The organism is Arthrobacter sp. UYCu723, assembly GCF_054059215.1.
The window spans coordinates 531,102-544,530 of the sequence record NZ_JBSSBW010000001.1; the positions used below are offsets into that span (position 1 = coordinate 531,102).

Sequence of the window (13,429 nt, forward strand, 5' to 3'; positions counted from 1 at the left end):
ATTCCGTACTCATTCTGTACTCATTCCACCGAGTTTCCGCACATCATCTAAAGAAAGTGAACCAAGCAATGCAACTGATTGGTAAAGCAGGAAAGGCAGCAGCAATTGCTGCTATTGCGGCACTGGCGCTGACAGCCTGCGGCCGTACCGACAGCGGAACCTCCGGCGGTTCCACCGCCGGCGGCGAGGCATTCCCGAAGAACTCCTCGATCGGCGTCGCGCTCCCGCAGAAGACTTCGGAAAACTGGGTCCTGGCGGAGAAGCTGTTCAACGACGGCCTCAACGGTGCCGGCTTCAAGGCGGATGTCCAGTTCGCCAACGGCGGCGTTTCGGAGCAGCAGAACCAGATCAGCGCCATGGTCACCAAGGGCGCCAAGGTCATCATCGTGGGCGCCATCGACGGTGCGCAGCTGGGCACCCAGCTCAAGCAGGCCAAGGACTCCGGCGCCACGATCATCGCGTATGACCGTCTGCTCCTGAACACCGAGAACGTGGACTACTACGTGGCCTACGACAACTTCAAGGTCGGCGTCCTCCAGGGACAGGCGCTGCTGGACGGGATGAAGGCCAAGAAGGCGACGGGTCCGTACAACATCGAGCTGTTCGCCGGCTCCCCGGATGATGCCAATGCGAAGGTCTTCTTCGACGGCGCCATGAGCGTCCTGAAGCCGAAGATCGACGACGGCACCCTCAAGGTCCTCTCCGGCCAGATGTCCTTCGAGCAGGCTGTCACGCAGGGCTGGAAGGCTGAGAACGCGCAGCGTCGGGCCGACACCCTGCTGAGCGGCAGCTACGGCAGCGCCACGCTTGACGGCGTCCTGTCCCCGAACGACCTCTTGGCCCGCGCAGTCCTGACCTCCGTCAAGGCCGCCGGGAAGCCGCTTCCGATCATCACCGGCCAGGACTCCGAGGTTGAGTCCGTCAAGTCCATCCTCGCCGGGGAGCAGTACTCCACCATCAACAAGGACACCCGCAAGCTCGTTGAGCACGCGATCACCATGGTCAAGGACCTCCAGGCCGGCAAGAAGCCCGAGATCAACGATGACAAGTCCTACAACAACAAGGTCAAGACCGTTCCGGCGTACCTGCTGGAGCCGGTCATCGTGACCAAGGAAAACGTCAAGACGGCCTACGCCGACGATCCGGTCCTCGGACCGCTGACGAAGTAGTGCCCGTTAGTCGCCACAGCGTGAGGCGCTGAGCCGCAGGCAACACCAGAGCCCCGGCTCCCCCGCAAGGGAGGGCCGGGGCTTTTGTGTGCCCTGCCAGACCCCTGCCAGACGCCTTCACAGCCCATCCATAGCTTGGCTGTGATCTCCGCACAGCAGCCCGTACCAGTGTGGGAGCAGCCGCCGGCCATTCGAGCCGGCCTGATCCTAGGAGTCCCGTGAGCGTCCTTGCCCGGAGTGTAGGCAACGCCTTTAGAAACAAGGTCAGGACCGCGGCGGTGGTGGCCGTGCTGGCCGTAGCCATCGGCCTCGCCCTTGCCATGCTCGTCGCCAACCAGGCCGTCGCCGCCAAGGTCGCGGAGCTGAATGCCTCGGTCGGCACCGTGCTCACCGTCAACCCGGCCGGCGGCCAAGGCTTCGAGGGCGGCGGCGAACCGCTCACCGCAGTACAGGCCGCGACGGCGGCCGCGGTACCGAACGTCAGCGCCGTCATTGGCACCAAGGCGCTGCGACTGCGGAACGCCGACGCCGCCGCCCAGACGGGCCAGGGCGGCCCCGGGGGAGGCGGTCCCGGCGGGCAAGCGGCCACCACCGTGACCACAAGCCTCACGGCCGCCGTCGACGCCGGCACGCTCGGCTCCCGCAATCAGGCAGCCACCGGGACCACAGGCACCGGAACGACGCCGGCAGCGCCGGCGTTCTCGCTGCCCGTCACGGCAACCGGCATCGGGGCCGAAGTCGACGCGACCGGCAAAGCCCTGCAGCTGACCGGCGGCGCGGGCCTCGGCGACTACAACGCCGCCTCCACCGGCGCCCTGCTGGGCACCACCCTGGCCGAGAAAAACGGTCTGGCGGTGGGCTCCACCTTCACCATCAAGGACCAGGCCTTCACCGTGGCCGGCCTGTTCGACGCCGGCACCGCCTTCGGCAACAACGCCCTGTACCTCACGCTGCCGACGGCCCAGAGCCTGGCGGAACTGCCCGGGGAACTGTCCACGATGATCGTCACCGTGAACAGCCTGGACAACGTCGACGCCGCGAAGACCGCCCTGCAGGACGCGCTGGGCACCGACGCCGCCGACGTCAGCCAGGGCCAGCGCAACCTTGAGACCGCCGTCAGCTCGCTCGGCAGCGTCAAGAACATCTCGTTCACCGCCTTTGTCGCCGCCCTGGCGACCGCCGGGCTGATCATCCTGCTGATCATGGTCATGCTGGTCCGCGAGCGCCGCCGGGAAATCGGCGTGCTCAAGGCAATTGGCGCCCCCAACCGCATCATCGGGCTGCAATTCGTGCTGGAGGCGCTGGTCCTTGTGGCGCTGGGCAGCGTGGTGGGTGCCGCCGTCGCCTCGTTCGCCAGCGGCGGCATCGCCTCGGCGCTGATCAGTACCAACAGCACCACCGCGGCCAGCGGCGCAGCCGGCCAGCGAGGCCTCCCAGGCGTAGCGGCCGGCGGATTCCCCGGCGGCGGCGCAGGCCTTCCCGGCGGCGGCGCGGGCCTCCCCGGCGGCGGGCCCTTCGGCGGTGCCTCACAGCTGCTGACGTCCGTGACGGCGAGCGCCTCCCCCGGCGTGATTGGCGCCGGCATCGCCGCGGTGTTCGGCGTCGCCATCATCGGCGCCCTGGTTCCAGCCCTGCTGACCGCCCGCATCCGTCCCATCGAAGTCCTCCGAGGAGAGTAGCCATGATCGAAGTCAAGAACCTGGTCCGCACGTTCAAGTCCGGCGACCGGACCATCAAGCCGGTCAACGATGTCAGCTTCCAGCTCGAGCAGGGAACGCTCGCCTCGATCGCGGGCAAGAGCGGCAGCGGAAAAAGCACGCTGCTGTCCCTGCTGGGCGCGCTCGACAAGCCCACCAGCGGCGACGTGCTGGTCAACGGCGTGAGCCTGGCCGGCATGCCGGACGGCAAACTGACCGAGTACCGCCGGCGGGACATCGGCTTCGTATTCCAGCCCAACCTCTCCGCCGTGGACAACGTCATGCTGCCGATGGAGTTCGCCGGGATCCGCAGGGCCGCCCGCCTGCAGCGCGCCCGGGAGCTGCTCGAGCAGGTGCAGCTTGATCCGGGGAAGCACGCCCGCCGCATCAACCGACTCTCCGGCGGCGAGCAGCAGCGGGTGGCGATCGCCCGCGCCCTCGCCAACGAACCGAAACTGATCCTGGCCGACGAACCCACCGGCAACCTGGACGAACAGACGGGCGGGCACATCATCGAGCTGCTCAGCTCGCTGAGCCGGGACCACAACACCACGATCCTCGTGGTGACCCATGACCGCTCGCTGGCCGACAAGACCGAGCGGCGGTTCCGGCTGCAGCAGGGCCTGCTCACCGAGGAAGCCGCGCGCAGCCGGGCCGGGGCAGGTGTAGCCGGGTAGCCGGACAGGCGCGGGCGCCCGACAGGCGCGGGGACCCGCCGGGGGCGGGAAGCCGGGCGCGGGGGCCGGAAGTCGGGGGCGGGAAGCCGGGGGCGGGCCTCCCCCCGACCCCGCTCCTTCCGCCGCTCCGCCGGCCCTCCCGACTTCCCGCCGTCGAATCCGAAACCATGCCTCTCCAGAGTGAGAGGATGGCACCATGACTGCCCTCATCGCGACGCCCTGGCTCTCCGGCCAGCCGGACCAGGACCCCCGAACGGCCACCGGCGCCAGGTTGCGCTGGGGCGTCATCGCCACCGGCGGCATCGCCGCCTCGGTCACCCGGGACCTGGAGCTCCTGCCCGATGCCGAGCTCTACGCCGTGAGCTCCCGGACCCAGGCGGCAGCCGACGCGTTCGCCGCCGACTACGGCTTTGCCCGGGCGTACGGGGACGACGGCGGGCAGACCGGCTACCAGCGGCTGCTCGCCAACGACGCTGTGGACGTCGTGTATGTGGCGACTCCGCACGCCCATCACCATGAGATTGCCCTGGCGGCCCTGAACGCCGGCAAGCATGTGCTGTGCGAGAAGGCGCTCACCGTGAACGCCCGGGAGGCCGGTGAACTGGTGGAACTGGCCCGCGCCAGGGGGTTGTTCCTGATGGAGGCCATGTGGAGCCGCTTCCTGCCGAGCATGCAGCGGGCCTTCGAGATCGCCGCCTCCGGCGAAATCGGCGAGGTCAAGTGGGTGGGGGCCGATCTCGGCTTCCCGGCGCCCTATTCGCCCACGTCCAGGCTGTGGGCTCGCAAGGACGGCGGCGGCGCCCTCCTGGACATCACCGTCTATCCGCTGCTGTGGGCGCTCGGCACGCTGGGATTCCCGCAGACCGTGAGTGCCACCGGCTGGGTCAACGACGACGGCGTGGACGCCCAGAATGCCCTCACCCTGGGCTACCACCACGGAGGCCAGGCCCAGCTGACCTCGTCGCTGCTGGCGCACGGTCCCCGCACCGCCACCGTGGCCGGCAGCGCAGGTTTCCTGCAGGCCATCGGCTCGATCAACAACCCCAAGGAACTTCAGGTCCGGGTCGGATTCGACGACGTGCGCAGCGAACGGTTCGACGTCGTCGGAAGGGGCTACTGCTACGAACTGCGCGAAGTGACACGCTGCATCCAGCAGGGGCTGACCGAGAGCCCGGTCATGCCGCTGGAGGACTCGCTGAACACCATGCGGCTCTTCGACGGGGTCCGCGCCCAACTAGGTGTGAGCTACGCGAACGACGCTCGCTGACGGTGCCCCGAGCGGCGTGAATCCGCCTATTATTCCGTGTGGATCCGCCGTTTGTTCGGCGCACTCTGGACTCACCGGGGCGCGCGGACTTACCCTGTAGGCAATCGTCGAGCTTCGGGGAATGGGGTGTGCGCATGGACTCAGTGTCAGTCCTGATGCGCGCGCGCCACCCAATCCGGCGGGTGATTCTGGCTGGCGTCGCCGGATTCGCCTGGCTGGCGCTTTCCGCGACGGCCGCAAACGCCGACGACGCCGCCACTTCGGTTGCCATGACGGGCCTCTCCGGTGTCACTGTCACGACGGCGGTTGCCGTCCCGTCCGACATTGCCGGAACGCCCGAGATTCCATCCGGCTCCGCGACGCAGACACCCTGGCCAACCGCTCCGTATCCGGCGCCCACCCTGCAGCCCGGGCCGGCGCCTGCCGTACCCACGGCTCCCGCGCATGCCGCCGTCCCGAGCCCCAGCGCCCCTGTTCCGGGCACGGGGCGGGCAGGCACGGCACCCAGCCATCCCGCGCCCAGCGGAGCACCGTCCCCTCCCGCCACGACACCGGCACCGTCAAAGCCCGCACCGTCCCCGAGGGTGTCCGAACGAGCCGCCGCACCGTCGCCGACGCCCCCGAGTCCGAGCGTGCCGGCTCCCGTTCCGACCGCTACGGCTGCTACGCCTACTGTCCCGGCACCGAAGCCCACGCTTCCGGCGACTGTCCCCACTACTCCTGCCACGGGCCCCGCGGTCCCCGGCGTCCCGGTCTCAGATCCAACGAAGCCCGCTCCGGACCTCACGAAGCCTGCGCCGGAGCCCACAACGCCGGCCACAGACCACGACACACCGCCCCCCGGCGGTAAACCGCCCGTCGCGGACCCCACGAAGCCGCTTCCTGACCCGGCCGGTCCCCTCCCCGGCGGCCCCGTTAAGGACCCCAACCTTCCGGGTTCCGTTACCCCGGCGCCGTCCGGCGTCCCCGTACCCGCGACGAACTCTGTGGTTGTGTCGCAGCCGGTTGCCGCGTCGCCGGCCGCCTACGGGTCGCGGCCAAAGTGCAGCGTCAAGCCACAAACCGGCTCATCCCCGCGGGAAGTGATGACAGCCCGGGCTGAACCCGCCCGCGCCATCCGTACCGTTTACGTCCCGCCGCGAGCCTCGAGTGAAGTCCCTGTCGCAGCCCCACCGCCTCCTTCCGGCGCGCCGGCGGCGCCCGCCACCGGCGCGGCGGATCCACCGGCCGCCCCCGGCGACCCGGGCCCTCCTGGCGATGATGGGCCCGGCCCGTGGCACGGTGCGCCCGGACTACCCGCACCTGACGCCCTTCCGGCGGCCCCCGGCTCGGGCTCGGGCAACGCCCACCCGTCCAACGGACCCGCCGGTGCGGCAGCCTGGCTTCCAAGCCTGTACTTGTTCATCCCCATTGCCGACGCAGATCCAATCCGGGGCCCGCTTCAGAACGAACACTCAGCGTTCGCTGCTGACCCCGGTTCATCTCCTGACTAGCTAGCCGTCTCTGCCCTCCACAGAGCACGGCCAATCGGGTTGCCTTGAGGCGCCCGCCAACAGTCATTCAGGAGATTTCCAATGGACGCCCTCGTCCCCGCCCGGATTTCCGGCACCCCTTTTTCCGTCCCTCCCTTTTCCGGCACCCCTCTTCCGGTGCGGCTCACGGTTTCGCCGCACCCGGCGTCCGCCCCGTACGCGCGCCGCTCGGCCACGCTCCGAAAGCCCCGCCGGGCCTGGACGGCCCCGCTGCTGCGGCAACGAAAACCATCTCCGCAGCAGGACGAACATCCGCCCTAGCGCAACTAACCGCTCGCGTGGAGGTTCCGTGACCGCCGGAGCGAAGTCGTTGGGTCCGCTGGGGGACTCAACGGCATTCACTCGCTGCGGCGGAGTTCCGCCCCCACCGCGGCCGCTTGACGCGGCCGCGGCGGGGCGGCGCACACCCGTCCCCGTACTAGTCTTGAGTAGCGCCGCCGAGGCGCCCGGGGAAGGACGGGGATAGTGTGGGCATTTCACCCGACAGCGTCGCGGTTGACCTAGTGAGCGGCCGCTACCGGCTGGGGGAAGTGATCGGCCGGGGCGGCATGGCATCCGTCTATACCGCCAAGGACGAGAACCTGGGCCGCGATGTGGCACTCAAGCTCTTCGCTCCACAGTCGGCCGATCCTGACGAACTCAGACGCCACGAGGCCGAGATTGAACTCCTCGCGACGCTGAACCACCCAAGCCTCGTCACGCTCTTCGACGCCGGGACAGACAGCCGTATCCCCGACGAGCCGCGGACGTTCCTGACCATGGAGCTGGTGGACGGCCAGGACCTCCGGACCAGGATCCGGCACCGCACGCTGTCCCTCACCGAACTGGCCGTCGTCGGTGCCGGTGTGGCTGACGCTCTGGCCTATGTGCACGCGCTCGGCATCATCCACCGCGACATCAAGCCGGCCAACATCCTGCTGGTTCCGGTCCGCCCAGGCGAGCCGCTGCGGCCAAAACTCACCGACTTCGGAATCGCCCGGATCATGAATGGGACCAGGCTCACGGCGACCGGCACCATGGTGGGTACCGCCGCCTATCTGAGTCCGGAACAGGCCCGGGGCGCCGATCTGGGACGGGCGAGCGATATCTACTCGCTGGGCCTGGTGATGCTCGAATGCCTGAAGGGCGAGGTCGAGTACCCCGGCAGCGCCGTGGAATCGGCCGTCGCCCGGTTGCACCGGGCCCCCGCCATCCCGGACACCGTTCCGGCCGAGTGGGCGCAATTGATCCGGGTCATGACGGCCTTAGACCCGATGGACCGTCCGGCAGCCGCGGATCTGGAAGCGGCACTGCGGCAGGCCCTGATCTCGCCGCAGTCGCTGCCCGGGCCGCTGGCCGAGGAGCGCACCCGGGTGCTGCCGGCGCCGCCCGGCAGGCTTCCGCGGTTGCCGCAGAACGACGCCGGAACGCGCGCCCTGCGCGTGCTGGACCCGGATGCTGCGGCACCGCGGCGGACGGGAGCGGATTCCTTCGCGTCCCGCACCGTCTCCCGCTTCCGGCAGGCCCGCCGTCGCACCCGGAGCGTCGTACTCCTCGCCATGCTGGCCGTGCTGGCGGTGGCCGCTGCCGCGGCCGTCGCCTTCACGACGCCGGAAGCGCCCGCCGTCGTGCCTTATCCGGCCGTCACGGGCAGCCTGGGCGAACATCTGGAGCAGCTGCAGAAGGGCGTGCAGCCATGAAGCCGCGCACACCCGGGACAGGCCCGGGCCGACGCACGCCGGGCATGGTGCTCGCGGGATGCCTGCTCAGCACGGCTTTACTGACTGGTGCGCTGGCCGGCTGCGGCGTTCCGGCGCCTGAGCTGGACCGCGATGCGGCCTCCCAGCTTCAGTCCAAGGTGCTCGCCGTGACGCAGGCCGCCGCCGCCAATGATCCGTCAACCTCCCTCAAGCTGCTGGATGACTTGGTGACACAGCTGGATGAGGCCGCCGACCGCGGCGCTGTGTCCTTCAAACGCCGCCAGAGTGTCAGGACGTCCATCGACGCTGTCCGGACGGACCTCACGGCCCAGCAGGCCGCCGCCGAAGCGGCCAGGGTCGCGGCCGAACGGGAGGCGGCAGCGCAGGCAGCCGCGGCCGCAGCCCAGGCGCCTGTGGTGGCGCCGGCGCCGGGTAACTCGGACAAGGGCGACAAGCCGAAGAACAAGGGCAAGGGAAACGGCTGACGCCCTCCCCCGGACGGGCGCCAGGGAGGAACCCCTGAGGTTCTTCCCTGCCGGTTTTCCGGCTACACGGAGTTCGCGGGATCAGGCCCCGGTGGCAGGGAACCGTTAAACGCCTGAACGGCGCACCGGGAACTCCCGGTGCGCCGTTCAGGCGGTGCGCTCATCAGGCGCTGCGTGCTGGCGTGGTGCTTAGCCCAGCATGGACAACACTTCGCCGAACTTGGCCGAGGGGCGCATCACTGCGGAGACCTTGGCCTCGTCGGGGCGGTAGTAGCCCCCGATGTCGACCGGGGAGCCCTGTACGGCGAGAAGCTCGCCGACGATGGTGTCCTCGTTGGAGTCCAGCGCGCCGGAGACCGCAGCGAAAGCGGCGGCCAGCTCGGCGTCGTCGCTCTGGCGGGAGAGCTCCTGGGCCCAGAACTTGGCCAGGTAGAAGTGGCTGCCGCGGTTGTCCAGCTCGCCGGCCTTGCGCTTGGGGGACTTGTCCTCGAGCAGGAAGGTGCCGGTGGCACGGTCCAGCGTGTCGGCCAGGATCTGGGCGCGGGCGTTTCCGGTGGTGGTGGCGAGGTGTTCAAAGCTCACGGCCAGGGCCAGGAACTCACCCAGGCTGTCCCACCGAAGGTGGTTTTCCTTGAGCAGCTGCTGGACGTGCTTCGGGGCGGAACCGCCGGCACCGGTCTCGAAGAGCCCGCCGCCGTTGATCAGCGGAACGACCGAGAGCATCTTGGCGCTGGTGCCGAGTTCCAGGATCGGGAACAGGTCCGTGAGGTAGTCGCGCAGCACGTTGCCGGTCACCGAGATGGTGTCCTCGCCCTTGCGGACGCGCTCCAGGGTGAAGGCCGTGGCTTCGTCCGGGGACATGATCTCGAGTTGCAGGCCCTCGGTGTCGTGGTCCTTGAGGTATTCCTCGACCTTGGCGATCATCTGGGCGTCGTGGGCGCGGCCCTTGTCCAGCCAGAAGACGGCCGGCACGGCGGAGGCGCGGGCGCGGGTGACGGCCAGCTTGACCCAGTCGCGGATCGGCACGTCCCTGGTCTGGCAGGCGCGCCAGACGTCGCCGGGGGCGACCTGGTGTTCGATCAGCACGGTGCCGGCGTCGTCGATGATCTGGACGGTGCCGGCGGACTGGATCTCGAAGGTCTTGTCGTGGCTGCCGTATTCCTCGGCTGCCTGGGCCATCAGGCCGACGTTCGGGACGGTGCCCATGGTGGTCGGATCGAAGGCGCCGTGGGCGCGGCAGTCATCGATGACCACCTGGTAGATGCCGGCGTAGCTGCTGTCCGGCAGGACGGCGAGGGTGTCGGCTTCCTGTCCGTCCCGGCCCCACATGTGGCCGGAGCTGCGGATCATGGCCGGCATGGAGGCGTCCACGATCACGTCGGACGGCACGTGCAGGTTGGTGATGCCCTTGTCCGAATCCACCATGGCCAACTCCGGGCCCTCATTCAGGCCCTGCTTGATGGCCGCCTCGACCTCGCCGCGGATCTCCTCGGGGAGGTCCGCAAGGCCGTTGAGGATGGAGGCCAGGCCGTTGTTGGGGCTCAGGCCGGCGGCGGCAATCTGGGCGCCGTAGGTGTCGAAAAGTTCGGAGAAGTAGGCCTTGACGACGTGGCCGAAGATGATCGGGTCGGAGACCTTCATCATGGTGGCCTTGAGGTGGGCGGAGAAGAGGACGCCTTCTTCCTTGGCGCGGGCAACCTGTGCGGCGAGGAACGTATCCAGCGCGGCGGCGCGCATGACGGTGCCGTCGATGATCTCGCCGGCGAGGACGGGGAAGGCGCGCTTGAGGACCTTGACCGTGCCGTCTTCCTTGACCAGCTGGATCTTGATGTTCGTGGCCGACTCGATGACGACGGACTTTTCGTTGGAGCGGAAGTCATCGGCGCCCATCGTGGCGACGTTGGTCTTGGACTCGGGGGTCCAGGCGCCCATGCTGTGCGGGTTCTGGCGGGCGTACGCCTTGACCGAGAGCGGCGCCCGCCGGTCGGAGTTGCCTTCGCGCAGCACCGGGTTCACGGCGGAACCCTTGATCTTGTCGTAGCGGGACCGGATGTCCGTCTCTTCGTCCGAGGAGGGGTTGTCCGGGTAATCCGGGAGGGCGTAGCCCTGGCCCTGGAGTTCCGCGACGGCGGCCTTCAGCTGCGGTGTCGAAGCGCTGATGTTCGGCAGCTTGATGATGTTGGCTTCGGGCTTCTTGACGAGCTGGCCCAGTTCAGCCAAAGCATCGCTGACGCGCTGCTCTTCGGTGAGGTAGTCGCCGAACGCGGCGATGATGCGGCCGGCCAGCGAAATGTCGCGGGTCTCCACTTCCACACCGGCCGTCGAGGCGAACGCCCCGACAATCGGCAAGAACGAATAGGTGGCCAGCATCGGCGCTTCGTCGGTGTGGGTATAGATAATCTTGGCCATTGCTCGGGCGTCTCCCTGAAGGTCTGGGTATTTCCGGAATCTTGTGTATTTCGACAGCTCTAACTTACCCGAGGTCGCCGGATTGCCGCCTACCGGCGTCGTGGGCCTGTCCCTCCATGACCATCGCAACGCGCTGTGACAAGAATTGACAGTTCCTCATGTCCCCCGCCCGGGTTCGCATCCGCAGCCGCGCCACCACTGGACATGCCCTCCCCCCGGGACGGGGCGGGGACACAGACCCGATGTGCCCAGCCGCTGGCGCAAACAAATGAGCATGTCCCCCGCCCGGGCTCCCATCCGCACCCGCGCCACCACTGGACATGCCCTCCCCCCGGGACGGGGCGGGGACACAGACCCGATGTGCCCAGCCGCTGGCGCAAACAAATGAGCATGTCCCCCGCCCGGGCTCCCATCCGCACCCGCGCCACCACTGGACATGCCCTCCCCCCGGGACGGGGCGTGGACACAGACCCGATGTGCCCAGCCGCTAGCGCAAACAATGAGCATGTCCCCCGCCCGGGCTCCCATCCGCAGCCGCGCCACCACTGGACATGCCCTCCCCTCGGGACGGGGCGTGGACACAATCCCAATATGCGCAGCCCTGGTCACGAAAAATGGACATGTCCTCCGGGAAGGGAGGGCATGTCCATTCTTGGCGGCGCGGGGAACCGGGAACCGGGGAACCATGAAGCTGGGGGACCACGGAACCGCGAAGGTCCTAGTGGAAGAAGTGGCGGGCTCCGGTGAAGTACAACGTGATGCCGGCGGCGTTGGCCGCGGCGATGACTTCCTCGTCCCGGACGGATCCGCCGGGCTGGACGACGGCGCGGACGCCGGCGTCGATCAGGATCTGCAGCCCGTCCGCGAACGGAAAGAACGCGTCCGACGCCGCCACGGCACCGCGGGCGCGCTCGGGGGCCCCGCTCGCATCTGCATTTGAGGCACCAGCCGCGCCGCCGGCGGCATCGACGTCGGACGTGACGGTGACGCCCAGGGAGTTGGCCCGCTCGACAGCAAGCTTGCAGGAATCCAGCCGGTTGACCTGGCCCATGCCGATGCCCACGGCGGCGCCATCAGCAGCGAGCAGGATGGCGTTGGACTTGGCGGCGCGGCAGGCGGTCCACGCGAACGCGAGGTCGGCCAGGGTGGCAGCGTCCGCTGCCTCGCCGGCGGCGAGGGTCCAGTTGGCGGGGTTGTCGCCCTCGGCGTCGACCCGGTCTGACATCTGCACCAGCACGCCTCCGGAGACCTGGCGGATCTCGGACGGGTAGCGGCCATAGCCCTCGGGCAACGCCAGGAGCCGGATGTTCTTCTTCTTGGACAGGATCTCCACGGCCTCGTCCTCGAAGCCCGGCGCAATGACAACCTCGGTGAAGATGTCCGCCACGGTCCTGGCCATGCCGGCGGTCACGGTGCGGTTGGCCGCGATCACGCCGCCGAACGCGGAGACCGGGTCGCAGGCGTGGGCCTTGGCGTGGGCGTCGGCGATCGGATCCGCGGCTGAGGCGGAGCCAACGGCCACGCCGCAGGGGTTGGCGTGCTTGATGATCGCCACGGCGGGTCCGGCGAAGTCGAAGGCGGCGCGGAGGGCGGCGTCGGCGTCGACGAAGTTGTTGTAGCTCATCGCCTTGCCGTGCAGCTGGTCGGCCTGGGCGATGCCGGCCGGGGCTGCCCTGTCGACGTAGAGCGCGGCCTGCTGGTGCGGGTTTTCGCCGTAGCGGAGCACCTCGGAGCGCTCCAGCGCGAGGCCGGCGTAGGCGGGCCAGTCGATCACGCCGTCGCCGTCCTCATCGAGGAACTGGCTCGCGGTCCAGGTCGCCACGGCGTTGTCATAGCTGGCGGTGTGCGCGAAGGCCTTGGCGGCGAGCCGGCGCCGGGTCTTCAGGTCAAAACCGCCAGCGGCGGCTGCCGCCACCACGGCACCGTAGGAGGACGGGTCCACCACGATCGCGACGGCGGCGTGGTTCTTCGCGGCCGAGCGGACCATCGCGGGGCCGCCGATGTCGATCTGCTCGACGACGTCGTCCTGCGCGGCGCCGGATTTCACGGTCTCGACGAAGGGGTAGAGGTTCACGACGACGAGGTCGAACGGCTCGATGCCCATGGACTGGAGGGTTTCCATGTGCGCCGGGACGCGGCGGTCCGCGAGGATGCCGCCGTGGACGCGCGGGTGCAGGGTCTTGACGCGGCCGTCGAGCATTTCCGGTGAGCCGGTGACTTCCTCGACTTCCTGCACCGGGATCCCCGCGGCGGCGATCTTCTTGGCGGTGGAGCCGGTGGAGACGATCTTGACGCCGGCGGCGTGCAGGCCCCTGGCGAGCTCCTCCAGACCGGTCTTGTCGTAGACCGAGATGAGCGCCCGGCGGATGGGAACACGGTCGATGGATACACGGTCAAGCGGCGTAAAGCTCACAAAAAGTCTCCGTCTTATATCGCGGCGCGGCCGCGGGTGGTGGGGATGGGCCCAGTTTATCGCGTCACGACCTGGGTGCTTCCCGCGCGCCGGAGTGTGAA

The 13,429-nt window shown here is 69.0% G+C and carries 9 protein-coding genes; 7 read left to right on the forward strand and 2 right to left on the reverse strand.

The features are described 5' to 3' along the window. Window positions 1-68: 68 nt before the first annotated feature. The 7 genes from ACVWZ8_RS02380 to ACVWZ8_RS02410 all read left to right on the forward strand — a co-directional run bounded on the left by ACVWZ8_RS02380 (window position 69) and on the right by ACVWZ8_RS02410 (window position 8,506). Window positions 69-1,169, forward strand: a complete 1,101-nt coding sequence (locus ACVWZ8_RS02380) for a substrate-binding domain-containing protein (protein ID WP_456503659.1) — start codon at window positions 69-71, stop codon at window positions 1,167-1,169. A gap of 218 nt (window positions 1,170-1,387) precedes the next feature. Continuing rightward, entirely contained in the window at window positions 1,388-2,848 is a 1,461-nt protein-coding gene (locus tag ACVWZ8_RS02385) for an ABC transporter permease (RefSeq protein WP_456503660.1), read from the forward strand. 2 nt (window positions 2,849-2,850) lie between these two features. Further along, window positions 2,851-3,543, forward strand: coding sequence for an ABC transporter ATP-binding protein (locus ACVWZ8_RS02390; RefSeq protein ID WP_456503661.1), 693 nt, complete (start codon window positions 2,851-2,853; stop codon window positions 3,541-3,543). Between the two features lie 196 nt (window positions 3,544-3,739). Then, window positions 3,740-4,810 carry a Gfo/Idh/MocA family protein gene (locus ACVWZ8_RS02395; protein ID WP_456503662.1) on the forward strand — a complete coding sequence of 357 codons (1,071 nt, stop codon included), beginning with the start codon at window positions 3,740-3,742 and terminating at the stop codon, window positions 4,808-4,810. A 1,574-nt stretch (window positions 4,811-6,384) separates the two neighbouring features. After that, a complete protein-coding gene (locus tag ACVWZ8_RS02400; protein ID WP_426976428.1) occupies window positions 6,385-6,603 on the forward strand; it encodes a hypothetical protein in 219 nt (72 codons plus the stop codon). Window positions 6,604-6,809: 206 nt separating this feature from the next. After that, window positions 6,810-8,021, forward strand: a complete 1,212-nt coding sequence (locus ACVWZ8_RS02405; protein WP_456503663.1) for a serine/threonine-protein kinase — start codon at window positions 6,810-6,812, stop codon at window positions 8,019-8,021. Then, window positions 8,018-8,506 carry a mucin-associated surface protein gene (locus tag ACVWZ8_RS02410; RefSeq protein ID WP_456503664.1) on the forward strand — a complete coding sequence of 163 codons (489 nt, stop codon included), beginning with the start codon at window positions 8,018-8,020 and terminating at the stop codon, window positions 8,504-8,506. Before ACVWZ8_RS02405 ends, ACVWZ8_RS02410 begins: the two co-directional genes overlap by 4 nt. Window positions 8,507-8,695: 189 nt before the next feature. On the opposite strand, the gene ACVWZ8_RS02415 is transcribed toward ACVWZ8_RS02410, so the two are convergent. Both ACVWZ8_RS02415 and purH read right to left on the reverse strand, forming a co-directional pair. Further along, window positions 8,696-10,915, reverse strand: a complete 2,220-nt coding sequence (locus ACVWZ8_RS02415) for an NADP-dependent isocitrate dehydrogenase (RefSeq protein ID WP_456503665.1) — start codon at window positions 10,913-10,915, stop codon at window positions 8,696-8,698. Between the two features lie 718 nt (window positions 10,916-11,633). Then, window positions 11,634-13,328 (reverse strand): bifunctional phosphoribosylaminoimidazolecarboxamide formyltransferase/IMP cyclohydrolase, encoded by a 1,695-nt coding sequence (gene purH / locus ACVWZ8_RS02420; RefSeq protein ID WP_456503666.1) that lies wholly within the window; start codon window positions 13,326-13,328, stop codon window positions 11,634-11,636. Between the last annotated feature and the right edge of the window lie 101 nt (window positions 13,329-13,429).